General features: G+C 69.2%; 25 protein-coding genes. 13 read left to right on the forward strand and 12 right to left on the reverse strand.

The genetic code is table 11. The features are described from left to right. The first annotated feature begins 88 nt into the window (after positions 1 to 88). Together CA951_RS05215 and CA951_RS05220 are read left to right on the forward strand one after the other, a co-directional pair. On the forward strand, positions 89 to 1,360 hold the full coding sequence (locus CA951_RS05215; protein ID WP_087555828.1) for an acetoin utilization protein AcuC: 1,272 nt from the start codon (positions 89 to 91) through the stop codon (positions 1,358 to 1,360). Next, the gene (locus CA951_RS05220; protein ID WP_087555829.1) at positions 1,353 to 4,133 is read left to right on the forward strand and encodes a GNAT family N-acetyltransferase; all 2,781 of its coding nucleotides are present in this window, start codon (positions 1,353 to 1,355) and stop codon (positions 4,131 to 4,133) included. The genes CA951_RS05215 and CA951_RS05220 overlap by 8 nt, the downstream gene beginning before the upstream one ends. 114 nt (positions 4,134 to 4,247) lie before the next feature. Here the strand turns inward: CA951_RS05220 and CA951_RS05225 are convergent, their stop codons facing one another. The 3 genes from CA951_RS05225 to CA951_RS05235 all read right to left on the reverse strand — a co-directional run bounded on the left by CA951_RS05225 (position 4,248) and on the right by CA951_RS05235 (position 7,254). Continuing rightward, on the reverse strand, positions 4,248 to 5,219 hold the full coding sequence (locus CA951_RS05225; RefSeq protein ID WP_005240812.1) for a sigma-70 family RNA polymerase sigma factor: 972 nt from the start codon (positions 5,217 to 5,219) through the stop codon (positions 4,248 to 4,250). Between the two features lie 166 nt (positions 5,220 to 5,385). Beyond that, the gene (locus CA951_RS05230; protein WP_087555830.1) at positions 5,386 to 6,864 is read right to left on the reverse strand and encodes a methyltransferase; all 1,479 of its coding nucleotides are present in this window, start codon (positions 6,862 to 6,864) and stop codon (positions 5,386 to 5,388) included. Positions 6,865 to 6,894: 30 nt separating this feature from the next. Next, a complete protein-coding gene (locus CA951_RS05235; RefSeq protein ID WP_087555831.1) occupies positions 6,895 to 7,254 on the reverse strand; it encodes a DUF3099 domain-containing protein in 360 nt (119 codons plus the stop codon). Positions 7,255 to 7,331: 77 nt separating this feature from the next. On the opposite strand from CA951_RS05235, the gene CA951_RS05240 reads away from it, so the two are divergent. Next, positions 7,332 to 7,568 carry a DUF3039 domain-containing protein gene (locus CA951_RS05240; RefSeq protein ID WP_005240826.1) on the forward strand — a complete coding sequence of 79 codons (237 nt, stop codon included), beginning with the start codon at positions 7,332 to 7,334 and terminating at the stop codon, positions 7,566 to 7,568. Here the strand turns inward: CA951_RS05240 and CA951_RS05245 are convergent. After that, complete coding sequence (locus CA951_RS05245; RefSeq protein ID WP_179220116.1) at positions 7,541 to 8,713, reverse strand: YihY/virulence factor BrkB family protein; 1,173 nt, start codon at positions 8,711 to 8,713, stop codon at positions 7,541 to 7,543. The genes CA951_RS05240 and CA951_RS05245 overlap by 28 nt on opposite strands. A gap of 253 nt (positions 8,714 to 8,966) precedes the next feature. Here CA951_RS05245 and CA951_RS05250 point away from each other — a divergent pair, with 253 nt between their 5' ends. Beyond that, positions 8,967 to 10,724: a DEAD/DEAH box helicase gene (locus tag CA951_RS05250; RefSeq protein ID WP_087555832.1), complete on the forward strand. Its 1,758-nt coding sequence runs from the start codon at positions 8,967 to 8,969 to the stop codon at positions 10,722 to 10,724. Between the two features lie 113 nt (positions 10,725 to 10,837). Here CA951_RS05250 and CA951_RS05255 read toward each other — a convergent pair whose 3' ends face one another. Continuing rightward, positions 10,838 to 11,032: a hypothetical protein gene (locus CA951_RS05255; protein WP_005240831.1), complete on the reverse strand. Its 195-nt coding sequence runs from the start codon at positions 11,030 to 11,032 to the stop codon at positions 10,838 to 10,840. Between the two features lie 262 nt (positions 11,033 to 11,294). On the opposite strand from CA951_RS05255, the gene CA951_RS05260 reads away from it, so the two are divergent. Genes CA951_RS05260 through CA951_RS05270 form a run of 3 tightly spaced genes read left to right on the forward strand, consistent with a single transcriptional unit; the run spans position 11,295 to position 13,358 of the window. Continuing rightward, complete coding sequence (locus CA951_RS05260; RefSeq protein WP_087555833.1) at positions 11,295 to 11,648, forward strand: DUF952 domain-containing protein; 354 nt, start codon at positions 11,295 to 11,297, stop codon at positions 11,646 to 11,648. A 47-nt stretch (positions 11,649 to 11,695) separates the two neighbouring features. After that, positions 11,696 to 12,178, forward strand: a complete 483-nt coding sequence (locus CA951_RS05265) for a cation:proton antiporter regulatory subunit (RefSeq protein ID WP_005240833.1) — start codon at positions 11,696 to 11,698, stop codon at positions 12,176 to 12,178. A 7-nt stretch (positions 12,179 to 12,185) separates the two neighbouring features. After that, positions 12,186 to 13,358 (forward strand): cation:proton antiporter, encoded by a 1,173-nt coding sequence (locus CA951_RS05270; protein WP_087555834.1) that lies wholly within the window; start codon positions 12,186 to 12,188, stop codon positions 13,356 to 13,358. Positions 13,359 to 13,439: 81 nt separating this feature from the next. Here CA951_RS05270 and CA951_RS05275 read toward each other — a convergent pair whose 3' ends face one another. Together CA951_RS05275 and ppgK are read right to left on the reverse strand one after the other, a co-directional pair. Next, on the reverse strand, positions 13,440 to 14,813 hold the full coding sequence (locus CA951_RS05275; protein ID WP_087555835.1) for an RNA polymerase sigma factor: 1,374 nt from the start codon (positions 14,811 to 14,813) through the stop codon (positions 13,440 to 13,442). Positions 14,814 to 14,934: 121 nt separating this feature from the next. Beyond that, positions 14,935 to 15,687: a polyphosphate--glucose phosphotransferase gene (gene ppgK / locus CA951_RS05280; protein ID WP_087555836.1), complete on the reverse strand. Its 753-nt coding sequence runs from the start codon at positions 15,685 to 15,687 to the stop codon at positions 14,935 to 14,937. A gap of 178 nt (positions 15,688 to 15,865) precedes the next feature. Here ppgK and CA951_RS05285 point away from each other — a divergent pair, with 178 nt between their 5' ends. Further along, positions 15,866 to 16,768: an inositol monophosphatase family protein gene (locus CA951_RS05285; RefSeq protein ID WP_373413483.1), complete on the forward strand. Its 903-nt coding sequence runs from the start codon at positions 15,866 to 15,868 to the stop codon at positions 16,766 to 16,768. 7 nt (positions 16,769 to 16,775) lie between these two features. Here the strand turns inward: CA951_RS05285 and cei are convergent, their stop codons facing one another. Further along, positions 16,776 to 17,465, reverse strand: coding sequence for an envelope integrity protein Cei (gene cei / locus CA951_RS05290; RefSeq protein ID WP_087555837.1), 690 nt, complete (start codon positions 17,463 to 17,465; stop codon positions 16,776 to 16,778). A 482-nt stretch (positions 17,466 to 17,947) separates the two neighbouring features. On the opposite strand from cei, the gene CA951_RS05295 reads away from it, so the two are divergent. After that, entirely contained in the window at positions 17,948 to 18,250 is a 303-nt protein-coding gene (locus tag CA951_RS05295; RefSeq protein ID WP_087555838.1) for a DUF4193 domain-containing protein, read from the forward strand. Between the two features lie 46 nt (positions 18,251 to 18,296). Here the strand turns inward: CA951_RS05295 and CA951_RS05300 are convergent, their stop codons facing one another. Continuing rightward, the gene (locus tag CA951_RS05300) at positions 18,297 to 18,767 is read right to left on the reverse strand and encodes a DUF3093 domain-containing protein (RefSeq protein WP_087555839.1); all 471 of its coding nucleotides are present in this window, start codon (positions 18,765 to 18,767) and stop codon (positions 18,297 to 18,299) included. Positions 18,768 to 18,853: 86 nt separating this feature from the next. On the opposite strand from CA951_RS05300, the gene dut reads away from it, so the two are divergent. Then, entirely contained in the window at positions 18,854 to 19,375 is a 522-nt protein-coding gene (gene dut / locus CA951_RS05305; protein ID WP_179220117.1) for a dUTP diphosphatase, read from the forward strand. Positions 19,376 to 19,377: 2 nt separating this feature from the next. After that, positions 19,378 to 20,241 carry a DUF3710 domain-containing protein gene (locus CA951_RS05310; RefSeq protein ID WP_087555840.1) on the forward strand — a complete coding sequence of 288 codons (864 nt, stop codon included), beginning with the start codon at positions 19,378 to 19,380 and terminating at the stop codon, positions 20,239 to 20,241. 30 nt (positions 20,242 to 20,271) lie between these two features. Here the strand turns inward: CA951_RS05310 and CA951_RS05315 are convergent, their stop codons facing one another. Further along, the gene (locus CA951_RS05315) at positions 20,272 to 20,985 is read right to left on the reverse strand and encodes an alpha/beta fold hydrolase (RefSeq protein WP_087555841.1); all 714 of its coding nucleotides are present in this window, start codon (positions 20,983 to 20,985) and stop codon (positions 20,272 to 20,274) included. Positions 20,986 to 21,121: 136 nt separating this feature from the next. On the opposite strand from CA951_RS05315, the gene CA951_RS05320 reads away from it, so the two are divergent. Beyond that, positions 21,122 to 21,499 carry an OB-fold nucleic acid binding domain-containing protein gene (locus CA951_RS05320; protein ID WP_043825920.1) on the forward strand — a complete coding sequence of 126 codons (378 nt, stop codon included), beginning with the start codon at positions 21,122 to 21,124 and terminating at the stop codon, positions 21,497 to 21,499. A gap of 28 nt (positions 21,500 to 21,527) precedes the next feature. Then, positions 21,528 to 22,208 carry a DUF3159 domain-containing protein gene (locus CA951_RS05325; protein ID WP_087555842.1) on the forward strand — a complete coding sequence of 227 codons (681 nt, stop codon included), beginning with the start codon at positions 21,528 to 21,530 and terminating at the stop codon, positions 22,206 to 22,208. A 76-nt stretch (positions 22,209 to 22,284) separates the two neighbouring features. Here the strand turns inward: CA951_RS05325 and CA951_RS05330 are convergent, their stop codons facing one another. Together CA951_RS05330 and CA951_RS05335 are read right to left on the reverse strand one after the other, a co-directional pair. Next, positions 22,285 to 22,944 (reverse strand): TrkA family potassium uptake protein, encoded by a 660-nt coding sequence (locus CA951_RS05330; protein ID WP_087555843.1) that lies wholly within the window; start codon positions 22,942 to 22,944, stop codon positions 22,285 to 22,287. A 64-nt stretch (positions 22,945 to 23,008) separates the two neighbouring features. Then, positions 23,009 to 23,674 carry a TrkA family potassium uptake protein gene (locus tag CA951_RS05335; protein WP_087555844.1) on the reverse strand — a complete coding sequence of 222 codons (666 nt, stop codon included), beginning with the start codon at positions 23,672 to 23,674 and terminating at the stop codon, positions 23,009 to 23,011. Positions 23,675 to 23,770: the final 96 nt, after the last annotated feature.

The raw sequence follows: 23,770 nt of genomic DNA on the forward strand, positions 1-23,770 counted from the left end.
CACCGGCGCCGTCCGTCCCCGCCGCGCGTCGGTGACGGTCCGGCGGGGTCTGCTGACACCCTTCGCGGGGGACCAGTAGCGTGAGTCCATGACCGCGTCGTTCAGTTCCGGGGAGGATTCGGCTGCACTGGTATCGAACCGTGCAGTCGTGTGGAGTCCGGACTATCTCAGTTATCGGTGGAGTGCGGACCACCCGATGAATCCCACGCGGCTCGAGCTGACCATGTCGCTCGCGCGCAGCCTCGGGACTCTGGAGGGGGTCGAACTGTTGCGGCCCGCCGCCGCCTCGGACGCAGATCTGTTGCGGATCCACACTCCCGCGTACATCGAAGCGGTCAAACAGGCCGGTCACTCCGCGACGTCCGGTGTGCTCGGCGCGGAGGCACCGCACGGGCTCGGCACGGAGGACAATCCCGTCTTCCCCCAGATGCACGAGGCGAGCGCGATCCTCGCCGGCGGGTCCCTCGCCGCGGCGCAGGAGATCGCCGCGGGCCGCACCCGCCGCGCCGTGAGCATCGGCGGCGGCATGCACCACGCCATGCCCGACTGGGCCTCCGGCTTCTGTGTGTACAACGATGTTGCCATTGCCATCTCCTGGCTGCTGGACAACGGTTTCGACCGGATCGCCTACATCGACGTCGACGCGCACCACGGTGACGGGGTCCAGCACGCGTTCGCGCACGACCCGCGGGTCCTGACAGTCTCGCTGCACCAGCACCCGGCCACCCTCTGGCCCAACACGGGGTGGTCGAGCGAGGTCGGCGAGGGTTCGGCGGAGGGCACGGCGATCAACCTGCCCGTGCTGCCCGGCACCGTCGATGCGTTGTGGCTGCGCGGTTTCCACGCCGTCGTGCCCGGCGCCCTCGCCGCGTTCCGGCCGCAGATCGTGATCAGCCAGTGCGGTGTCGACAGCCACCGGGAGGACCCGCTCGCCGACCTCGCGCTGACGGTCGACGGCCAGCGGGCCGCGTTCCTGGCGATGCGCGACCTCGCCGACCGCTACGCCGAGGGGCGCTGGCTCGCCGTCGGCGGCGGCGGATACGGCCTCGTCCGGGTCGTCCCGCGCGCGTGGACCCACCTGATCGCCGCGGCGCTGGACCGCGAGATCGACACGGCCCGTGCCGTGCCCGAGGCCTGGCAGGAGCGGGCGCACGCCCTCGCACCCAGCGTCGACCTGCCGGACACGATGGGCGACGGCGGGGAGGTCGACTACCTGCCCTGGGACGGTCCCGGTGGCACACCGGAAACCGGGATTCCGTCGGTCGACCGCGCGTTGACGCGGATCGACTCCGCCGTCATCGCCACCCGCCGCGCCTGCTTCCCCCTACTCGGACTCGACCCGGAGGATCCCCGTGACTGAGCAGGCGGACGACAACGAATCGACCGGCGCCACGGAGTCCTCGGGCGGCACCGAGTCCTCGGGCCGCGCGGAGTCGTCGGGCGGCACGGAGAAGGCGGGTAGTGCCGGGGCGACGGGGAAACCCGACCCCGCGCACGACTACCCGCGGCACTGGGTAGCCGACGTGCTCGCGGCGGACGGAGGGGCGGTCGCGCTGCGGCCGATCGTGCCCGAGGATGCCGACAAACTCGTCGCGTTCCACTCCAAGCTGTCCGAACGCACCCGCTATCTGCGGTATTTCGGCCCCTACCCGACGATGTCGCAACGGGACGTCGTCCACTTCACCACGGTCGACCACCACGACCGGGTGGCGTTCGTGGTGCTGCTGGGGGACGAGATCATCGCCGTCGGCCGCTACGAGCGGCTCACCGGCGAAGGTGACGGCAAATCCGCGGAGGTGGCATTCGTCGTCGCCGACGCGCACCAGGGCCGCGGACTCGGGCCGATCCTGCTCGAGCACCTGGCCGCGGCGGCCGCGGAGAGCGGTCTGACGATGTTCGTCGCCGAGGTCCTCGCCGAGAACCGGAACATGGTGACCGTCTTCCGCGAGGCGGGATATCAGGTGAGTCGCAGCTTCGAGGGCGGCGTGCTCAGGCTCGAGTTCGCGATCGACCCCACCGAAGCGATGGTGTCCGTGCGCAATTCCCGCGAGCGGGCCGCCGAGGCGCGGAGCATGCGCAACGTGCTCAGTCCGCGTTCGGTCGCGGTGATCGGCGCGTCCACCGACCGGGCGAAGGTCGGCAACGCCGTCCTGACCAACCTGCTGCGAGCCGGATTCACCGGCCCGGTGTACCCGGTCAACGCCGAGCACCGTTCGGTCCACGGGGTGCGGGCGTACCCGACGGTCCGGGACATCCCCGACGAGGTGGACCTCGCGGTCGTCGCCGTCCCCGCCGAATCGATCAACGCCGTCCTCGACGACTGCCTGGACAAGGGAGTCAAAGCCCTCGTCGTCGTGTCCTCGGGATTCAGTGAAACCGGAATGGACGGACGGCAGTCCGAGCGTCGCCTCGTCCACGCCGCCCGCGCACACGGGATGCGGCTGATCGGTCCCAACGCGCTCGGCGTGGCCAACAACGACCGCGACGTGTCGTTGAACGCCACCCTGGCGCCGGTGCTGCCGAGCCCCGGCAACGTCGGCTTCTTCTGCCAGTCCGGCGCACTCGGCATCGCCATCCTCGACGAGGCCGCGCGGAGCCGAATCGGGTTGTCCGCGTTCGTCTCCGCAGGCAACCGCGCCGACGTCTCCGGCAACGACCTGCTGCAGTACTGGGATTCGGACCCGGCCACCGAGGTCGTGCTGCTGTACCTGGAGAGCTTCGGCAATCCCCGCAAGTTCTCGCGCATCGCGCGGAGGGTGGCGCGGAACAAGCCGATCGTCGCGGTCAAGAGCGGGCGGCACGCCGTCCCCCCCGCGCTGGCGGCCAGCGGGGGCGAGATGGACGATTCGATCGTGCGCGCCCTCTTCGAGCAGGCCGGGGTGGTGCAGGTCGGGTCGATCTCCCAGTTGTTCGACTGTGCGCTGCTGTTCGGGTACCAGCCGCTGCCCGCAGGCCCCCGGCTCGCCGTGGTCGGGAATTCCACCGCACTCGGTGTCCTCGCCGCCGACGCGGCCCGCAGCGAGGGTCTGCAGGTCGGCGACCCCGTCGACCTCGGCCCGCAGGCAGGTCCCGAGGAATTCGCGACGGCCGTGCGGACGGCACTCGCGTCCTCCGACGTCGATTCGGTGATCGCCGTGTTCGTTCCCCCGGTTGCCGTTCCCGTCGAACCCTTTGCCCAGGCGCTGCGGGAAGCGGTGCGGGAGGCCGACAAACCCGTCCTCACGACGTTCCTCGCGGCGGAGGGCGTGCCCGACGTCCTGGCGGTCCGCGGTGAGGACGGGCACCCGACGCGCGGTTCGGTGCCCTCCTATCCCGGTCCCGAACGCGCGGCGCTGGCGCTGGCGCGGGCCTGGCGGTACTCGGCCTGGAAGAGCAAGCCGTCCTCGAAAGTGGTGCGCCCCAACGGGATCGATCCGGAACGGGCGAAAGCGATGATCGACGGCTGGCTCTCGACGTCGTCCGGCCGCTGGCTGTCGGACTTCGAGGCGTCGCAACTCCTCGCGTGCTACGGCGTGGACGTCGTTGAATTCCGGTCCGCTACCACCGAGGAGGAGGCCGTGCAGGCCGCAGAGGAACTGGGATACCCGGTGGCGGTGAAGGCGACGGGGGAGCAGTGGCGGCACCGGCCCGACCTCGGCGGCGTCCGCCTCGACCTCGTCGGACCGGATTCGGTCCGCTTGGCGTACCGCGACCTCGCCGCCGCCTCCGGTGAACCTTTGCTCCAGGTGCAGCGGATGGCCACCAAGGGGATCGGCTGCGTCGTCGGCGTGCAGGACGACCCGTCGTTCGGTTCGCTCATCTCGTTCGGGCTCGCCGGCGTGATCTCCGACCTGCTCGGTGACCGCGCCTACCGGGTGCTGCCCCTCACCGAGGACGCCGCAGCGGAGCTGATCGACGCACCGAAGGCCGCGCCGCTGCTGTCCGGCTACCGCAGCGCGGTGCCGGTGAACAAGTCGGCCCTCGTCGACCTCGTGCAGCGGATCTCCGCGCTCGCCGACGATCTGCCGGAGGTGCGGGAGTTGGCCTGCGAACCGGTGCTCGCGTCCGCAGAGGGTGCGCTGGTCACCGATTCGCGCGTGCGGATCGGCCCGGAGCCCAGCGTCGCGGACCTCGGCCCCCGCCGGCTGCGCTGAGCGGTCGGCAGACCCAGACGGAACGGTCCCCGGACAGCACGGACCCCGGACAGCACAGCGCCGGTGCCGGTCGCGTACGACCGGCACCGGCGCTGATTCGGAGGGAGACCCGGGTCAGCTGGCGTAGGAGCGCAGCCGCTCGGCGCGGTCGCCCTGACGCAGCTTGCCCATCACCTCGCGCTCGATCTGACGGACACGCTCGCGGGAGAGCCCGAAGAGCTTGCCGATCTGGTCGAGGGTGCGCGGCTGACCGTCGTCGAGTCCGTAACGCAGGCGGATGACCTGCTGCTCACGTTCGTCGAGCGTGGCGAGCACGGTGCGCACGTCGCTGTGCAGGAGTCCCGCGATCACGGCGTTCTCCGCGGACGTGGCCTCGGAATCCTCGATGAAGTCGCCCAGCGGGGCTTCCTCGTCGTTGCCGACCGGCATGTCGAGGCTCACCGGGTCGCGGCTGTGGTCGAGCAGATCCGCGATCTTGTGCGCCGGGATTCCCGACTCCTCGGCGAGTTCGTCGTCGGTCGCCTCCCGCCCGAGTTGCTGATGCAGCTCACGCTTGATGCGGGCCAGCTTGTTGACCTGCTCGACGAGGTGCACTGGGAGCCGGATGGTGCGGCTCTGGTCGGCCATGCCGCGGGTGATCGCCTGACGAATCCACCAGGTGGCGTACGTCGAGAACTTGAACCCCTTCGCGTAGTCGAACTTCTCCATCGCGCGGATCAGGCCGAGGTTGCCCTCCTGGATGAGGTCCAGCAGGGGCATGCCGCGACCGGTGTACCGCTTCGCGAGCGACACGACGAGCCGCAGGTTGGCCTCGAGGAGGTGCGCGCGGGCGGACTGTCCTTCCCGGACGACCGTCGCGAGGTCGCGCTTCTTCGCGGGGGAGAGGCGCTTCCCGGTTTCCAGGATGTGCGCGGCGTACAGCCCAGCCTCGATTCGCTTGGACAGTTCCACCTCGTCTGCGGCCGTCAGCAGAGCTGTGCGGCCGATTCCGTTCAGGTAGACGCGGACCAGGTCGGCAGCGGGGCTCTGGGCGTCCAGATCGGCAGCGCTGGGGCGAATGCGAGTAGTGGTGCTGGGGCTTGTCATGACTTGCCTCCTCATCGGTGGTGTCTCATATGGATCAACGCACCGACGGCCCGGGAAAGTTCCCGGCCGGTAATTTACGAAGACGCTGTGACCTGCGGGTTCCTCGATTCGGTCCTGAGAAGTTGCTGAGAACACGTATAAGGGGGACGGATCGGGAACCCGGCGGCTACGCGGGGAGCACCAGTCCGTGCCGGACGAGGGCGTGCACGAGCGGCACCGCCGACTGTGCGAGTTCTTCCGCGTCGACCCCGTGCGCGGCGCCGAGGAGTTCGATCAGTTCGCCCAGCACGAGGCCGTCGCCGCGCATGCCCGCGACGAGCGAGGCGACGAGATCGTCGACCTCGTGCTGCCACGCCGGACCGTTCCCCCGGTGCAACCGGGCGACCACCTGCGTCCATCCCTCGTCGCCGGGCAGGAACACCCGCTCCAGGGCGGTGCTCTCCTCGACGCGGAACCGGGCGGTGAGCACGTCGTGGTCGCGAAGCCAGGCCACCCGCTCGAAGTACGCGAGCGCCTCCGCGCCGAGCGGATCGGTGAAGCCGTGGGTGAGGTCTTCCGCCATGAGGTCGGTGGGTGCGTCGGTCCGGCGCAGGTAGACGAACCCGAAACCGACTCCCTCCACGTCCGCGCTCGCGAGGTGATCGAGCCAGTCCTCGGCGATCGTCGCGGTGGCCGGGTCCCGGGTGTCGAGGCCGCCGTCCCGCATCCAGGTGCCGACGTACAGGGCCGGGTCCGCGACATCCCGCTGCACGACCCACGCGTCGATCCCGTGGGCGGGCAGCCAGGACGCCACCCGGGCACGCCAGTCCTCGCCCTCGACGTGGATCCACGACGCCAGCATGGCCGCCGTGCCGCCGGGCGCGAGATAGTCGGCCACGCGCGAGATCATCAGTTCGCTCGCGCCGTCGAGGTCGAGGCCGGAGTCGCGGTAGGTGTGGCCCACCGCGGCGCGGCTCACGACGAACGGCGGATTGGCCACGACCTGATCGAACGTGCGGCCCTCGACCGGCTCGAACCACGACCCGGCGAGCAGTTCCACCTCCTGCTCGTTGAGCGCCGCCGTGACGGCCGCCAGGTCCACGGCCCGGACGTTCAGGTCCGTCGCCGTGACCGAGTCGGCGTAGGAGGCGCCGTGCAGGGCCTGGATGCCGCACCCGGTCCCGATGTCGAGCAGCGTCCCGACCGGCGCGGTCGGGGTGGCCTGCAGCAGCGACAGCGACGCGTGCCCGACGCCGATGACGTGATCGACGGGGGTCTCGCGGGGGCGCAGGGAACCGTCGAGGTCGGAGAGCACCCAGCGGTTGCCCCCGCCGATGTCCAGAGGCCGCAGGTCGAGTGCGGCCCGGACGACGTCGCCGTCGGATTCGAGCAGGCCCGCGGCGACGGCGTCCTCGACAGCGAGCGGGGACAGCGCCGCGGCCACCTCGCCGGCGGGACAGTCGTCGGTGAGGAGGAACAGCCGGATCATGGTGCCGAGTTCGCCGCAGGACGCGCTGGCCCGGCGCACCGGGACCGGTTCGTTGCGGCTCAACGCCGCATGGACCTCGGGCCCCAGCGCATCGAGCAGGGTGTCCGTGTCGTACCGATTGCGGAGGAGGGCCGCACGCAGGGACGGGCAGATCGACAGCAGTTCGTCACGGTTCACCCGTGCATTGTTGCAGGACGCCCCGCGGCGTCATCCCTCGATCGTGTGGTGTGGCGGCGCGGGCAGGGCAGTGGACGGCGACTCGCGGTGGTCGTACCGGCTGGGCTCGTCCTTGGCGCGCGGCGGCCGGTCGTTCGCGATGAGGACCGCGATCCACGGCAACGGGATCGACACGCCGATGATCGCCATCGAGATCCACGGGTTCTCCCAGATGCCGTACGCCACCGCCGCGAAGATCAGCGCCGGGAAGCGGAACGACATGATGAGCAGATACTTGCGGACACGGGCACGGTGCTGATCCTCGATGGACCGCGCTGCCTCGGTGATGAGAACCGGATTATTCGGTGAGCCGGCGTCGTGGGACCCACCGAACCCTGCACTTCGTGCCATGACTCCACTGTTCCACTGTCGGGCGGCAAATGCACACGGGGGGTGGGATCACCGGCCGGTTGCGGCATTATTGAGGGGTGAGCACTCAAACCAAGGAACGGCCCGACGTCACCACCGACGAGTCGACCGATGACGACACTCCCAAGTTCTTCCATTACGTGAAGAAGAACAAGATCGCGGAGAGCGCCGTCATGGGCACTCACGTCGTCGCGTTGTGCGGCGAGGTGTTTCCGGTGACGAAATCGGCGAAGCCGGGATCGCCGGTCTGCCCCGACTGCAAGAAGATCTACGAAGGATTGCGCAAGGGCGACTGAGGCTTCGCCGGCGCTCGCCGCACACCCGGGGGCTCGGGAGATTCTCGTACCGGGCCGTCGGGCTTGTCGTCGTTCCCGGACCCCTGCCCGTCCGGATCGGGACGGGCGCGGTCGCCGACCACCTTGATCGGGCCGGTGGCGATGCGACGCGTGAGGCTGGTCACCGGACCCGCCGACGGTGAACTCTCGGCCTGCGCGGCGATCCAGTCCCGCATCTGGTCGATGCGGGTCGCCCTGGCCGGCCAGAACTCCTGCACGGTGGCGTTGAACTCGGCGCCGAGCACCACCGCGAAACCCAGGAAGAACGTGAACAGCAGGAACGCGATCGGCGTGGCCAGCGCCCCGTACGTGTAGCCGGTGCCCGCGACCCACGAGAGGTAGCGGCGCAGGCAGGTGCTCGCGCCGAGGAAGAACACTCCCGCGACGAGCGCGCCGCCGAGCATCCGGTGCCAGGGCAGCGACCGGGGGAGCGCCACCTTGTACAGCGTCGTCAGGCCGACGATGAGCAGCAGCCCCACCCCGGGGTAGTAGAACGTGTCGACGATCTCCGTCCCGATCGTGCGCCACGCCTCCGGCAGGACTCTCCCGACGAGCGTCGGCCCCAGCGCGACCAGCGGCAGGGTGAACACGGCGAGGATCAGGAACATCACGTAGAGCAGCAACGCGAACACCCGCTGCCACACGGGGTGCCGCGCCTCCTGCTGGCCGTGAGCCTCGACGATCGAGTCCACGAACGTGGAGATGGCCGACGAGCCCGCCCAGAGGGACAGCAGGAAGCTCAGGGACACGATCTCGGGGCGTCCCCGTTCGAGGACGTCCCCGACCGTCGGGCGGATGATCTGTTCGACGACGCTGTCGCTGAACACGGTCCCGCTGAAGTTGATGATCTTCGACTGGATGATGTCGACGGTGTCGGGTCCGAACCACCCGCCGACGTAGCCGAGCATTCCGAGCAGACCGAGCAGGAGCGGGGGCAGCGACAGCGTCTGCCAGAACGCCGCGGCCGCCGCCTTCCCGAAGATCGAATCGTCCCACGCCTTGCTCGCTGTGCGACCGATCACGCTCAGTGCGCGACGTAGCGGATGCCACCCGGACCGGGGTGGATCACCGCCACTGTGCGGTGTCGTCGAGGGTGTTTCGGTCATGATGTTTCCAGCATCCCTGACGACACGCCCGGTTGCCCACCGCTGCTGTCCTCGTGTCGCGACAAATCTGTCACTATCGGAACTCGCGAATGCGGTTCGCGTCGGATCCGGGCGCTAGGCTCCTTGACGGACAGCGCCTTCGGGTGTGGACCGGACGTGTCGATCGATACCGAGGAGTGCGAGCAAACAGTGCCATGCCAGCGGAGGGCAGCCCGTGAGTGCTGAGACAGTGGGCTCCCAGTCGGCGCCGAGAGTGGAGACCGAGGCCGCGCAGATCGTGGGCACCGAGGCCTACCTCGCACAGACCGAACCAGCCAGGCCCGCGGGATCGCTGCGCGCCTGGCAGCGTCGTGCGCTGACCAAGTATCTGTCCACCGGACCGCAGGATTTCCTCGCGGTCGCGACGCCGGGTGCCGGTAAGACCACCTTCGCGCTGCGGGTCGCGTCGGAACTGCTGCGCGACCGCACCGTCGACCAGGTGACGGTGGTCGCGCCGACCGAGCACCTCAAGCACCAGTGGGCGGAGTCCGCGGCGCGCAACGGCATCGCGCTGGACTCGTACTTCTCGAACTCGACCGGGCAGACGTCCAGCGACTACCAGGGTGTCGTGGTGACGTACGCGCAGGTCGCCTCCCACCCGTTCAAGCACCGGGTCCGCACCGAGAGCCGGCGCACGCTGGTCATCCTCGACGAGATCCACCACGGCGGCGACGCGAAGAGCTGGGGTGACGCCATCCGGGAGGCGTTCGGGGACGCAACCCGCCGTCTCGCTCTGACCGGTACGCCGTTCCGCAGCGACGACAGCGCGATCCCGTTCGTGACGTACGAACCCGACCGCGAGGGTCTGATGCGCTCGAAGGCGGATCACTCCTACGGGTACTCGGACGCGCTCGCGGACGGCGTCGTCCGGCCCGTCGTGTTCCTCGCGTACTCCGGCGAGGCACGCTGGCGGAACAACGCGGGCGAGGAGTTCTCCGCGCGGCTCGGCGAGCCGCTCAGCGCGGAACAGACGGCCCGCGCGTGGCGCACGGCCCTGGACCCGTCGGGCGACTGGATTCCCGCGGTCCTGCACGCCGCCGACACCCGCCTCGGCCAGTTGCGCACCGGCGGCATGCCCGACGCGGGCGGCCTGGTGATCGCGACCGACCAGACCGTCGCCCGCGCCTACGCGCAGACCCTGAAGGTGGTCACCGGCGAGGATCCGGTCGTGGTCCTCTCCGACGACCCGACGGCGTCCAAGCGGATCGCCGAGTTCGGCGCGAGTACCCAGAAGTGGATGGTCGCCGTCCGTATGGTGTCGGAAGGCGTGGACGTCCCCCGCCTGGCCGTCGGCGTGTACGCCACCAGTGCATCCACCCCGCTCTATTTCGCGCAGGCGATCGGTCGTTTCGTGCGGTCCCGCCGCAAGGGGGAGACCGCGAGCGTGTTCCTCCCGTCGGTGCCGGTGCTGCTCGACCTGGCCAGCCAGCTGGAGGCGCAGCGCGACCACGTGCTCGGCAAGCCGCACCGGGAGAAGGACGGCTTCGACGACGACCTGCTCGCCGACGCGAACAAGCAGAAGGACGAACTCGGCGAGGAGGAGAAGGCGTTCACCTCGCTCGGTGCCGATGCCGAGCTCGACCAGGTGATCTACGACGGCTCGTCTTTCGGGACGGCCACGTTCTCGGGATCCGACGAGGAGGCCGACTACCTGGGTCTGCCCGGTCTGCTCGACGCCGATCAGATGCGCGCCCTGCTGCGGCAGCGTCAGTCGGAGCAACTGGACAAGCAGGAGCCCGCCGCGCCCGTGCACACGCCGGTTCCGCAGGTCGCGGACCGGGTGGCTGCCGCCGGTCAGCTCGCGCAACTGCGCCGCGAACTGAACAGTCTCGTCGCGATGCACCACCACCGGACGGGCAAGCCGCACGGCACCATCCACGGCGAACTCCGGCGGGTCTGCGGGGGACCGCCCACGGCGATCGCCACCGTCGAGCAGCTCACCGAGCGGATCTCCACCCTGCGGCAGTGGTGACCGTCGTCGCCGCGTGACGCGAACGCAAACAAGAGACCGGCGAGTGCAGTGCACTCGCCGGTCTCTTGTTGCTGAAAGAGGTGAGCCTGGGACGGGTCACCCGGGCTGACGTATCAGATTGCAGCTTCGGCTTCGGACACGATCGTGGCGTTCATCTCGCGAAGACGGTCTGCGTGCTCGTTGGCGTGGTGACCGCAGAAGAGCAACTCTCCTCCGGTCGGAAGGACCGCGCGAACGCGGGCTCCCGCACCGCACCGGTCGCACCGGTCGGCTGCGGTCAACGGGGGGCTGGTCAGTGTTCCGGGCATGACTCCTCCGTACTGGCTTTTCGACTGATGCCGAGTGCCTGGGGCCTTGGTCCGCCGCGTCGGGGGTGGCGCGGTGGATCTACTCTGTCAGACGTTTGGGGTTTACGCGTTGTTCCCGACGGCGTTTCTCAGTGTTGCATCACACACGAAACCGGCCCGAAACGTGCGGACAGCGGCGTGACGAGCGCCGATGCGAACAGACCGATCGGTCCGAGTTCGCTGACAGCTGATTCGATTTCGGGCGTGACGCTAGTCTCGCCGTGTGAAATCCGAAGACCAGCTCGTTCACATCTGCAGCCGCGACGAATGGCGCACCGCCGAACGCGAAGGCGCTCGCGTGCCCGCCACGTACGCCGCGGACGGATTCGTGCACCTCTCCACCCCCGCCCAGGTGCACCTGCCCGCCAACCGGTTGTTCGCCGGCCGCACGGACCTCGTCCTGCTCAGACTCGACCCCGACGCGCTCGGTGCGCCGGTGAAGTGGGAGCCGGGCGTGCCGGCCGATCCGGCGTCGATGCTCTTCCCGCACCTGTACGGGCCGCTGCCCGTCACGGCGGTCACCGCCGTCGCGGAGTACCGCCCCGACGCGGACGGCACGTTCCCGGCCCGGCGCTGACGCGAGCCTTCCGCGGTTGGTCACCACCGTCGGACTACCGTGGAGGCATGAACGTTGAAGTGACGCCACTACCCGGTATCGGGGTGCGTAAGGACTTCGAACTCGCCGCCGGTCGCCGCATCGGTGTCATCACCCACCGCGACGGCCGCACGGACCTCATCGTGTCGAAGGCCGACGACCCCGACGCCTGCGCCGCGTCCGTGCCGCTCACCACCGAGGAAGCGGCCGTGCTCAGCAATCTGCTCGGAGCACCGCAACTGGTGGCGCAGCTGGAGGAGGAACACCGGGACCTGCCCGGCATCCGCACCAAGCAGCTGTACATCAAGGAAGATTCCCGGTTCGACGGCCGCCCGCTCGGCGACACCGCGATGCGCACGCGCACCGGGGTCTCGATCGTCGCGGTCATGCGGGCGGGTCAGGTGTACCCGTCACCGAAGCCCGACTTCTTGCTCACCTCCGGCGACCTGCTGGTCGCCGTCGGAACCACAGACGGACTGGACGCGTCAGCCAAGCTCCTGGCCAACGGCTGACAGACCCGTGAACACCACCACGCTCGCGCTCATCGAACTGGGCGCGGTGTTCTTCGCGCTCGGTCTGCTGGGCCGTCTGGCAGCTCAATTCGGGATGTCGCCGATCCCGTTCTATCTCCTCGGCGGTCTCTGTTTCGGCAGCGGCGGATTCGTCAACCTCGGCGACATCAGCGAGTTCAGCCACCTGGCGAGCGAGATCGGGGTGGTGCTCCTCCTGCTTCTGCTGGGGCTCGAGTACACCGCGTCGGAACTCGTCACCGGACTGCGACGGTCGTGGATGGCCGGTGTCGTGGACGCCGTCCTCAACGCCGCGCCCGGAGCGGTCGTCGCCCTGATGCTGGGGTGGGGTCCCACCGGTGCCGTCGTGATGGCCGGTGTCACCTACATCTCGTCCTCGGGCATCATCGCGAAGGTGCTGAGCGACCTGGGACGGCTCGGTAACCGCGAAACGCCGGTCGTGCTGTCGATCCTGGTGTTCGAGGACCTCGCGATGGCCGTGTACCTGCCCATCCTGACGGCCCTGCTCGCCGGCGTCAGTTTCGCCGGTGGACTCGAGGCGGTGGCCATCTCCCTCGTCGTGATCTCCGTCGTCCTCGTGATCGCGCTGCGGTACGGCCGCTACGTGTCCGCCCTGCTGGACAGCCCGGACAGCGAGACCCTGCTGCTGAAGCTGCTCGGTGCCGCGCTCCTCGTGGCGGGGATCAGCTCGGCGATGCAGGTCTCGGCCGCCGTCGGGGCGTTCCTGCTGGGGATCGCGATCTCCGGCACGACCGCCCACAACGCCAGCCGCGTCCTCGAGCCGCTCCGCGATCTGTTCGCGGCGATGTTCTTCGTGGTGTTCGGCCTCAACACCGATCCCCGGGCGATTCCGCCGGTCCTCGGTTGGGCCGTGCTGCTCGCCGTCGTCACCGCGCTGACCAAGATGATCACCGGTGCGTGGGCGGCGAAACAGCAGGGGGTCGGGCGACTGGGCCGGGCCCGCGCCGGGGTCGCGTTGATCGCGCGCGGCGAGTTCTCCATCGTCATCGCCGGCCTGGCGTTGTCGGCGGGCGCCGTGGAGAGCGAACTGGTGGCACTCGCCACCGCGTACGTGCTCCTGATGGCCGTCATCGGCCCGGTGGCGGCCCGGGTGGTCGAACCGGTGGCGGGCGCCTGGATCCGGGTTCGCACCACCGCCTGACGGGCGGCCGCCGGATGCCGCGGCCACGGACGACGATGCCCCCGGACTCGCTCGGAGTCCGGGGGCATCGCAGTCTGGGCGTCAGTCCAGGTAGTCGCGCAGTACCTGCGACCGCGACGGGTGGCGCAGCTTCGACATGGTCTTGGACTCGATCTGGCGGATGCGCTCACGCGTGACGCCGTAGACCTGTCCGATCTCGTCGAGCGTGCGGGGCTGTCCGTCGGTCAGGCCGAAGCGCAGGCGCACGACGCCCGCTTCACGCTCGGAGAGCGTCTCGAGCACCGACTGCAGCTGGTCCTGCAGCAGGGTGAAGGACACGGCGTCGACGGCCACGACGGCCTCGGAGTCCTCGATGAAGTCGCCGAGCTGGCTGTCGCCTTCGTCGCCGATGGTCTGGTCGAGGGAGATGGGCTCACGCGCGTACTGCTGGATCTCCAGCACCTTCTCGGGCGTGATGTCCATTTCCTTGGCGAGCTCTTCGGGCGTGGGCTCACGACCCAGGTCCTGCAGGAGTTCACGCTGGATGCGGCCGAGCTTGTTGATGACCTCCACCATGTGCACCGGGATGCGGATGGTGCGGGCCTGGTCGGCCATCGCGCGGGTGATGGCCTGACGGATCCACCACGTGGCGTACGTCGAGAACTTGTAGCCCTTGGTGTAGTCGAACTTCTCGACGGCACGGATGAGGCCCAGGTTGCCTTCCTGGATCAGGTCGAGGAACGCCATACCGCGGCCGGTGTAGCGCTTGGCCAGCGACACCACGAGGCGGAGGTTGGCCTCGAGGAGGTGGTTCTTGGCGCGGTTTCCGTCGCGGCAGATCCAGCTCATGTCCCGGCGCTGGGCGGCGGGGAGCTTCTCACCGGAGTCGGACAGCTCCTGCATGATCTGGGTCGCGTACAGCCCGGCCTCGATCCGCTTGGCGAGCTCGACCTCCTCTTCGGCGTTGAGGAGGGCGACCTTGCCGATCTGCTTGAGGTAGGCGCGGACGGAGTCTGCGGACGCGGTCAGCTCGGCGTCCTTGCGGGCCTGGCGGAGCGCCTCGGACTCCTCCTCGTCCCACACGAAGTCGCCGGACGCCTTGTCCTTCTCGGACGGCTCCTCGGTCTCCTCGTCCTCGCCGACTGCGACGACCTCCACGACGTCGGACTCGACCTCGGCGAGGTCGCCCTCGGTGATGTCGATGTCTTCCATGTCGGCGGAATCCTCGTCGAGGTCCTCGCCGTCCGCACCCTTACCGGCCGTGGCCTTCTTGCCGCCCGCCTTCTTCGCCGCCGCCTTCTTGGCGGGGGCCTTCTTCGCTGCTGCCTTCTTGGCGGGGGCCTTCTTCGCCGCTGCCTTCTTCGCGGGAGCTGCCTCGGCTGCCGGAGCGGTGCCGGTGGCTGCCGCTGCGACTGGTGCTTCCGGTCCTGACTCTGAAGTCGAATCAGCAGTCTGACGTGTATCGGTGGCTGCCACGTACGCCCTTTCGTGACGGTGTCGTGCGGCGTCACGCCAGAGTGGTCATCCGGCGGAGAGGTCTACTGGTTTCGCCGGCGCGCAGCCGGGCTCTTCCATTGTAACGACCCATCCGAAATAGTTACGGAGCGATGCCCGTTTCGACCGCGAGCGCAGCACCGACGATTCCCGCCGTGTTGAGCAGCGCAGCAGGTACGACGGGTGTCCTGTTGGTCAGATGGGGGATCCACTTCTCGTGTTTGCGGCTGATTCCGCCACCGGCGATGAACAGATCCGGCCACAGGAGGTCCTCGAACCGGGTGAGGACCCGGCTGACCTCGGCGGCCCACTCCTTGTACGAGAGATCCTTCTTCTCCTTCACCGAGGAGGCCGCCCGGTGTTCGGCCTCCTTGCCGTGCACCTCCATGTGCCCGAACTCGGTGTTGGGGAGCAGCACGCCGTCGTGGAGGATCGCCGAGCCGATGCCCGTGCCGAACGTGAGGAGGATGAGGACCCCCTTCGCGTCCCTGCCCGCGCCGAGCGCGTCCTCCGCTATCCCCGCCGCGTCGGCGTCGTTGAGGACGGTGACGCGCCTGCCGCCGAGTGCGCCCGAGAACAGCGCGCGCGCGTCCGTCCCGATCCACCCCTTGTCGATGTTCGCGGCGGATCGTGCGACTCCGCCGGTGACGACGCTCGGCAGAGTGATACCGACCGGTCCGTCCCATTCCGCCTGGCGGATGATCTCCGCGACGGTCTCCGCGACCGCCTCCGGGGTGGACGGCTGGGGGGTGAGGAGCTTGATGCGGTCGCCGATCAGCTCGCCGGTCTCGAGATCCACGACGCCACCCTTGACGCCGCTGCCTCCGACGTCGACACCGAACCCCGTTTTGGCCATGGCGTGTGCTCCTCCGTGTCGACGACGACGTGTTCTCGGGCGCGCTTCTGCTGCCCGTCACACTAGTGCGTCGAGGTGGGTTCGGTGGGTGATGACACTCGAGGACGCTGCGCCGCCGGAAGGGGACCGTGAACGTCAGCGGTGGTGTGAGGCAGTGAAAGTGTGTTCCGATGGGTGAGTGCATGCACCCCAGAGTTCAGACACCGCGCAAGGCCACGCCGGCATCGATCCCGGACGACTGCTCGAGGTCGCCGTCGCGGTGGCCGAGGAGGCCGCCGCCCACGTCCGGGCACGGCGGCCCGAGGTATTCGGAATCGTCGGGACGCGAGCGGAATCCGGTGACTCCGTGGCGTCGAAGAGCACTCCCACCGACCCGGTCACCGTCGTCGACACCGAGAGCGAGCAGGTCATCCGCGACCGCCTCGCGGAGCTTCGTCCAGAAGACGCGATCCTCGGCGAAGAAGGTGGGGGAGAGGGTGATTCCGTCGCGGGGGTGCGCTGGATCGTCGACCCGATCGACGGCACCGTCAACTTTCTGTACGGGGTGCCCGCGTACGCCGTCTCCGTGGCCGCCCAGATCGACGGAGTGTCCGTCGCCGGGGTCGTGGTCGACGTGGCGGCCCGGTCGACGTACGCGGCGGCACGCGGCGGCGGGGCGACCCTCACCGACGCCGACGGGCGGGTCAGCGCACTGAGGTGCAATCCCGTCACCGACGTGTCGATGGCGTTGCTCGCCACCGGATTCGGATACGGCGCGGCCCGGCGCAAGGTGCAGGGCGCCCTCATCGCCGACATCCTGCCGAGGGTGCGGGACATCCGCCGGATCGGTTCGGCGGCCCTCGACCTGTGCATGGTCGCGGCAGGCCGTGTCGACGCCCATTTCGAACACGGGCTGAGCCCGTGGGACTGGGCGGCGGGCTCGCTGATCGCGACCGAGGCAGGCGCCCGCGTGCGGATCCCGTCGCCGCACACGTCGAGTGCGGACGGTGAGGTGGTGGTCGCCGCTGCCCCCGGCATCGCCGACGCGCTGGACGCCCTGTTCACCGAGACCGGGGCGGACGCCCCGATCCCGGAGGGGTGACCGGCGGTCAGCAGCGGGCGGTGCGCGCCGCCTTCAGGAGGTCGATGTCGAGAGGTGCGGGCTGGGTCCCGGGCGGCGGGTCCTTCAGCGACCGCAGAACCTCCTCGGCGTCGGCGTTCGGCGAGATCTTGCGGAAATAGGTTCCGAGGGCGAGGTCGACCGTGTCGTCGGTGCGGGTGTCCTGGATGAGTTCGGCGCACGGTGCCACCAGCCAGAGCGCGCTCGCGGCGGCGGCGCCGTTCGGGCCGAACCGCAGCTGCCCCTGGCACTGCATGTTCTGGTCGACGTAGATCGGGTCGTTGCCGGCCTGGACGTCGGGTGCGCTCGCGAACCCGTAGTCGCTCAGCTGTGCGGCCACCTGCGCCGCCTGGCCGTGCTCGCCGTTGGCGTTGAAGACGCGCACCTTCGTGGCGGACAGCGCGGCGGGCTCCACGTCCCGCAACGTGGAACCGTCGACCCTCTCGCCCAGCGCCTGCGGCGGCGGGGCCGCGGGATCGACCGGTTGTGCGGCCGGCTGCGGAGAATTGCAGTCGACCGTTGCGGCCAGATCCTCGTCGTCGCCGAGGACGCCCATCCACACGACGGCTCCGAGCAGAGCGAGGACCGCGAACACCACGAGGATCGGCATCGCCCGCCGCCGCCGGAACGGACGACCCTTGTCGTCGAGCGGGCTGCCTTCGGTGATCAGTGAAACCACAGTGTGCCTCGACCTCTCCTACGAACTGCGCTTCGAACGTTTCGCCCGTCCAGCGCACCGATACAGGCCCCGGCCACACGTCGTGGCGCAGGTTCGGCACCTACCTTAGATCCCTACGGCGTCATAACCCCGAACCCGTCCCCGTTGTGGAATGTCACAGCTTGCTGTGGTGTTGGTGACGATTAGCAGACAATTTGCGCGATCGGCCGATTCGGTTACGTCTTTTGTACTTCCTTCGGCTACTGTCTGGCGGCCCCAGTCGTTCAAAGCATGCAGAACGAGGGTCGGCAGAAGATGACAAAAGAGGCGTAGATCATGTTTCCGGAGCCTGGTGTCCGGGCACGTATCCATCCGCTGCAGCGCCCTGCAGTCGCAGGGTGTGATCTGCGCCGAGGCGGTTTTTCGGGTGGACGGTCGACCGGCAATCGGTCCGACGTGCCGCACGGGCCGGGATACACGGAAGAAGATGAGGGGAAGGCGACATGGCAACTGACTACGACGCACCGCGGCGAACAGAGTCCGACGAGGTTTCGGAGGATTCGCTGGAGGAACTGAAGGCGCGACGCAACGAGGCTCAGTCGGCTGTCGTCGACGTCGACGAGTCCGACACCGCGGAGTCGTTCGAACTGCCCGGCGCGGATCTGTCCGGCGAAGAACTCTCGGTACGGGTCGTGCCGAAGCAGGCCGACGAATTCACGTGTTCGAGCTGTTTCCTGGTGCACCACCGCAGCCGGCTCGCCAGTGAGGCGGGCGGAGTGCTGGTGTGCAGGGACTGCGCAGCCTGAGCGGCGGCGAGTACGAGTGGCGGACGGTGGGAGGCCCACCGTCCGATCAGTCTCCGTCCGCCTGCGGGCGCGCACGATCGAGCGCGGCCAGCAACTCCGCAGGCCGACGCGTGCTGATCAACCAGTAGGGGGTCGGGTCCTCGGGGTCGTCGAGCACGATCAGTGCCATCGGCTTGACCCAGACCCGGTGTTGCACGAAGGCGGCGGGGTCGAGCTGACGGCCGAGAGCTGCACTCTTCGCCGAACCCGGAACCTCGGCGACCCGCGCGATGACGTCCACCGGCAGGTGCGCCTGTCCGACCCGGAGGTGGACGCCGCTCGGTTCCTCGACGACCTCGACGCGCAGGCGGCTGAGCCAGACGAGCCCCCACACGGGCAGCGGCAGCAGCAGGACGTACGGCAGCCACGCGCGCAGGCCGGGCGCACCCATGTGCACCTCCGCGGCGAGCAGCCCGGCGACGAACAGGCCCACTGCCCACCACCAGACGGGCACCCACAGGCGCTCGGAGTACAGCACGGGCGAGGCGTTATCGGTGGGCGCGACTTCGGGCCGGGACGTTTCTGACACCCGACCAGGATAGTCGGTGTCTGAGAGTAGGCTCGGTGCACGTGAGCGACCTATCTCCCGGCCATTCTCCCGCCGGAACCCCCACCATTCCGCCCGTCGCCCTCCAGCGGCTGGACCCGGGCATTCCGGTTCCGCAGCGTGCGCACGACGGCGACGCAGGTGTCGACCTCTGCAGCACCACCGATGTGACCATCGAGCCGGGGCGCCGCGTCCTCGTCGGAACCGGCATCGCGGTCGCGTTGCCCCTGGGCACCGTCGGACTGATCCACCCCCGCTCCGGGCTGGCCGCCAAATCGGGATTGTCGGTGGTCAACACCCCCGGCACCATCGATGCCGGGTACCGGGGCGAGATCAAGGTGTGCCTGATCAATCACGACCTCGACACCCCGATCGAGATCCGGCGGGGCGACCGGATCGCCCAACTGCTCGTGCAGCGGGTCGAACTCGTGTCGTTCGTCGAGGTCGAGTCACTCGACGGCACCACCCGCGGCAGCGACGGACACGGGTCGAGCGGAGGCCATGCCAGCCTCGTCGGCAATGCCAGTGAAGGAGCCTGATCATGTTCGGACGTCGTAAGAAGGCGGAAGCCGAGGCCGACCCGGCCGGTTTCTTCGAGGACGCCGAGGCGGATGACGCCGACGCCGACGCGGCGGACTACGAGGACGACTACGACGCCGTGACCGAGGTGGACGGCGGTCCGTACGACGCCGACGACCTCGAGTCGGGCGCCGACCTCACCGTCGGCGACGTCGGGACCCGCCTCGACCTCGGTTCGGTCCTCGTGCCGATGCCGCAGGGTGCGCAGTTACAGGTCGAGATGGCGCCCGACGGTTCGCCGCAGGCCGTGCACCTCGTCACCCAGCACGGACGCATCACGGTGGCCGCATATGCGGCCCCGAAGTCGCCCGGTCAGTGGCGTGAGGTCGCGGGCGACCTTGCCGAATCGTTGCGCAACGACAACGCGACGGTGAGCGTCGAGAGCGGACCGTGGGGACGTGAGGTATTCGCCGTCACCCCGAACGCCGACCTGCGTTTCATCGGCGCCGACGGTTACCGGTGGATGGTGCGCTGCGTGGTCGCGGGACCGAGCGGTGGCAACACGGCCGATTCGGAGTTGGTCGCGTCCGCCAGGGCGATCCTGCGCGACACCGTGGTGAAGCGGGGCAACGAGCCGAACCCGGTACGGACGCCGCTGCCGGTGGTGCTGCCCGAGGCCCTCGCGCAGCAGCTGGCCGCCGCCCACCAGCAGCAGCTGGCGCAGCAGCAGGGTGGCGCCCCGCAGCAGCCGGCACCTCAGCAACCGGCGCAGCAGCCGGAACCGGGTCCGCAGGGCGAGCAGCAGCCGCCGCAGGCGCAGGCCCCGGCCCAGCCGCAGCAGCGTCGCGGCGAATCGGGTTCGGCGATGCAGCAACTCGGTCGCTGAGCCCGCGTCCGGTGGGGATCGCGGGGGGATTCAGGCCGTGTGCAGGACCGAGTCCAGCGCGCTGAGGCACGTGTAGCCGAGAACCGCCGGGTCGGCGCCGATCTCGTCCAGTGTCACCGTGACGAGACCGGCGTGTGGTAGTCGTTCGGACCAGGTGCGGGCGACCTCGAGGGGATGCACGGCGTCGTCGGTGGCTGCGGCGATGCCCACCGGCGCCGTGATGCGCGCGAGGTCGTCGAGACCGGGCGCGTGGTACTCCGACGCCTCGTCCAGCGCCGCGGGGAGGTGCGGCCACTGGGATCGCCAGGATTTCGCCAGTTCCCGGCCCAGCCACGGCGGGCTGGAGGCGATCATGTCGGCGGTGACCTGTTCGAGGCCGTCCGCCCGCAGCCGGGCGGCGGTGAACCGGGCGCTGGCGGCGGCGGGGGCGTCCGCGGCGGTCCCGGTCCACGCGGGCAGCGCCGCGAGTACCCCCGCGACACGATCGGGGTGTGATCCTGCCCACTGCAACGCCACCGCAGCGCCGATGGAGACCCCGCCGACGAGGATTCTTCCGTGCTGCGCGGCGGCGCTCTCGAGCGCGTCGAGGTAGCTGCCGACGACCCGCCGGGGATCGGGTTCGACTGCGACCGTACGCACTCCACGGCTGGTCAGGGGCTCGGTGAAGGCACGGGCGACGAAGTCCGCATCGGACCCCGTACCGGGGAGCACGACGGCCACGGACGGCCGGTCATCAGAGGGCATGAGTCGATCCTGCCTGGTGTGTCACAGCGGCCTTCCGGTGGTGTGGTTGCGGGGAACCAATGGGTCTACAGTGGCGAATACACAGCCCTACGAGCGGCGCGAAGATCTCGCGTCGCACATGCTCCAGGAGCGCGCAATGGCACCCGCCACGGCAGGATATTTTCGTCGGCTGACTCGAAGGCTCACCGAGGACCTCGAGCAGCTGGACGCCGAGGAAATGGCCGAGACGTCTCAGGCGTCCGGCGCACAACGTGCCTGCGACTGCAGCCGCGGTGAAGAGGTCACCATGCTCGGACGGCTCCGCAGTGTCGAAGCCTGTCCCAAGTCCGGAAACGCCAGCATCGAGGCGGAATTCTTCGACGGCACGGAACAGATCAAGTTGGTGTGGATCGGGCGTCGGCGCATCCCGGGTATCGAGCCGGGCAAGACCCTGCTCGTGCGTGGACGCGTCGGTGAGCGCGACGGACAGAAGGTGATCTTCAACCCGTATTACGAGCTGCGCGGCGACTCGTAGGGTCCGTCTCGTGTGGCACTCTCGTTGAGTGACCGAAACGAAGCAGCAATCCATACTCGACCAGCTCGGTGGTATCAGCGGGCTGATCTATTCGACCCTGCCCATCCTGGTCTTCGTTCCGGTCAACGGTGTGTGGGGTCTGGGCCCGGCGATCTGGGCAGCCCTCGGCGTCGCCGTCGCCATTCTCGTCTGGCGTCTCATCCGCCACAGCCCCATCCAGCCCGCGGTGTCCGGGTTTTTCGGCGTCGGTATCTCCGCGTTCATCGCCTACCGTACGGGCGATGCCAAGGGGTACTTCCTGTTCGGCATCTACACCAGCCTCGCGTACGGGGCGGTTTTCGTGATCTCGATTCTGGTGCGCCGGCCGCTCGTCGGCCTGATCTGGGGCTTCCTCAACGGCCACGGCAACCTCTGGCGGCGCCATCGCGGCGCGGTACGTGCCTACGACGTGGCCACCGCCGCCTGGGCGCTGGTGTTCGCGGCGCGGTACCTCGTGCAGTCGCAACTCTACGATGCGGACCAGACCGGCTGGCTCGCGTTCGCCCGCATCGCGATGGGCTGGCCGTTGGCCGGATTGGCTCTGCTGGTGACGATCTGGGCCGTGCGCCGGGCCGACCGGATCGTCGAGCCGGGCCCGGCCGAGGACACGGGCGTACCGACGGACGACACGGAAGCGGGCGGCCCCCGAGAGGAACCCGACCGCCCCTGAGCGCGGCCCTCCGATCCGGGACCGCCTGAGGGCTGACCGGTTGCGGCGGAGACGAATTCGGCGCGGTCGCCGGCGGCTACGAGAGACCGACCGCCGCGCGCAGGTCGTCCTCGACGTCCACCGCGGCGACGAACAGCAGTTCGTCACCACCCTCGAGCGGATCGTCCTGCTGCGGCACGATGACTCGTCCACCGCGGAGGATGGTGACCAGAGCGGCGTCGCGGGGCAATTGCAGTTTGCGGACGGGTTTCCCGGCGAGGGGCGTGTTGTCGGGCAGCGTGACCTCGACGAGGTTGGCCTGCCCCTGGCGCAGCGTCATCAGCCGCACCAGATCGCCGACCGACACCGCCTCCTCCACCAGCGAGGCGAGCATGCGGGGGGTGGACACGGCGACGTCGACGCCCCAGGACTCGTCGAACAACCACTCGTTGCGCGGATCGTTGACGCGGGCGACGACGCGGCTGACCCCGAACTCGGTCTTCGCGAGGAGGCTGAGGACCAGGTTGGCCTTGTCGTCACCGGTGGCCGCGATCACGACCTCGTAGGTTTCCAGGGAGGCCGCCTCGAGGCTGCTCAGCTCGCACGCGTCGGCGTGGACCCAGGTCGCCTCGGGTACCGACTCCTGCTCGACGTGCTCGAGTTTGCGCTCGACCAGCATGACGTCGTGTTCGCTGCGGACAAGTTCGCGCGCGATCGAGCGTCCGACTGCGCCGGCTCCTGCGATTGCGACTCTCATCGATTGCTTCCGTTCGGGTGGTCGATCGTGAACATTCTCACTGCCGTCTCAGCTCGCTGCCGTCTCAATTGTCCGAAGGCGGGGGATTGCCCGCGAGTGCGACGGCCTCGGCCACCGTTCCCGACACGGCCGCGATGTACACCTGGTCGTCCGACTGGAAGACCGTCTTGCGGTCGGGCAGGACGCCGGTGCCGAAGCGGATGATGAACGCGACCCGTGAATTGGTCGCCGCCTCCAGTTCGGCGACGGGCCTGCCGATCCAATCCTCGTGCAGGGACAACTCGGTGACCGCGACCGTTCCGGACGGGTCGCGCCACTTGGCGGTCTGGCTGTCGCGGGTGAGGGTGTGCAGGAACCGGTCCGTCGACCACGGGACGGTGGCGACGGTGGGGATCCCCAGCCGCTCGTACACGGCGGCGCGCTTCGCGTCGTAGATCCGGGCGACGACGCGTTCCACACCGAACGTCTCGCGGGCGACCCGCGCGGAAATGATGTTGGAGTTGTCTCCGGACGACACGGCGGCGAACGCCTCCGCGCGCTCGATACCGGCCTTGACCAGCACGTCACGGTCGAAACCCATGCCGACGACGGTGTGTCCGGGGAAGTCGGGCTCGAGACGCAGGAACGCGGCGGGGTCGCGATCGATGACCGCGACCTCGTGGCCGATCCGGGTCAGCGAGCCGGCGAGGGATGAGCCGACCCGGCCGCATCCCATGATGACCACATACACCTTGTACTCCGTTTCTGGGCTCTGGTTTCACGTCTCGAGTACGTGCGTACCGAATCGAACCGTACAGTGCCCGGACGGAAGAGCAACCGGGACAGA

This window comes from Rhodococcus sp. NCIMB 12038 (assembly GCF_002165735.1).
Classification (GTDB): Bacteria; Actinomycetota; Actinomycetes; order Mycobacteriales; family Mycobacteriaceae; genus Rhodococcus_F.

Excerpts from the sequence above, each read along its gene's own strand:
- CA951_RS05330 (WP_087555843.1), bottom strand. The coding sequence starts at position 22,944 with ATGAGAGTCGCAATCGCAGGAGCCGGCGCAGTCGGACGCTCGATCGCG.
- CA951_RS05235 (WP_087555831.1), bottom strand. The coding sequence starts at position 7,254 with ATGGCACGAAGTGCAGGGTTCGGTGGGTCCCACGACGCCGGCTCACCG.
- CA951_RS05310 (WP_087555840.1), top strand. The coding sequence starts at position 19,378 with ATGTTCGGACGTCGTAAGAAGGCGGAAGCCGAGGCCGACCCGGCCGGT.
- ppgK (WP_087555836.1), bottom strand. The coding sequence starts at position 15,687 with ATGGCCAAAACGGGGTTCGGTGTCGACGTCGGAGGCAGCGGCGTCAAG.
- CA951_RS05265 (WP_005240833.1), top strand. The coding sequence starts at position 11,696 with ATGAACGTTGAAGTGACGCCACTACCCGGTATCGGGGTGCGTAAGGAC.
- CA951_RS05215 (WP_087555828.1), top strand. The coding sequence starts at position 89 with ATGACCGCGTCGTTCAGTTCCGGGGAGGATTCGGCTGCACTGGTATCG.
- CA951_RS05225 (WP_005240812.1), bottom strand. The coding sequence starts at position 5,219 with ATGACAAGCCCCAGCACCACTACTCGCATTCGCCCCAGCGCTGCCGAT.
- CA951_RS05295 (WP_087555838.1), top strand. The coding sequence starts at position 17,948 with ATGGCAACTGACTACGACGCACCGCGGCGAACAGAGTCCGACGAGGTT.
- CA951_RS05255 (WP_005240831.1), bottom strand. The coding sequence starts at position 11,032 with ATGCCCGGAACACTGACCAGCCCCCCGTTGACCGCAGCCGACCGGTGC.
- CA951_RS05315 (WP_087555841.1), bottom strand. The coding sequence starts at position 20,985 with ATGCCCTCTGATGACCGGCCGTCCGTGGCCGTCGTGCTCCCCGGTACG.
- CA951_RS05320 (WP_043825920.1), top strand. The coding sequence starts at position 21,122 with ATGGCACCCGCCACGGCAGGATATTTTCGTCGGCTGACTCGAAGGCTC.
- CA951_RS05245 (WP_179220116.1), bottom strand. The coding sequence starts at position 8,713 with ATGACCGAAACACCCTCGACGACACCGCACAGTGGCGGTGATCCACCC.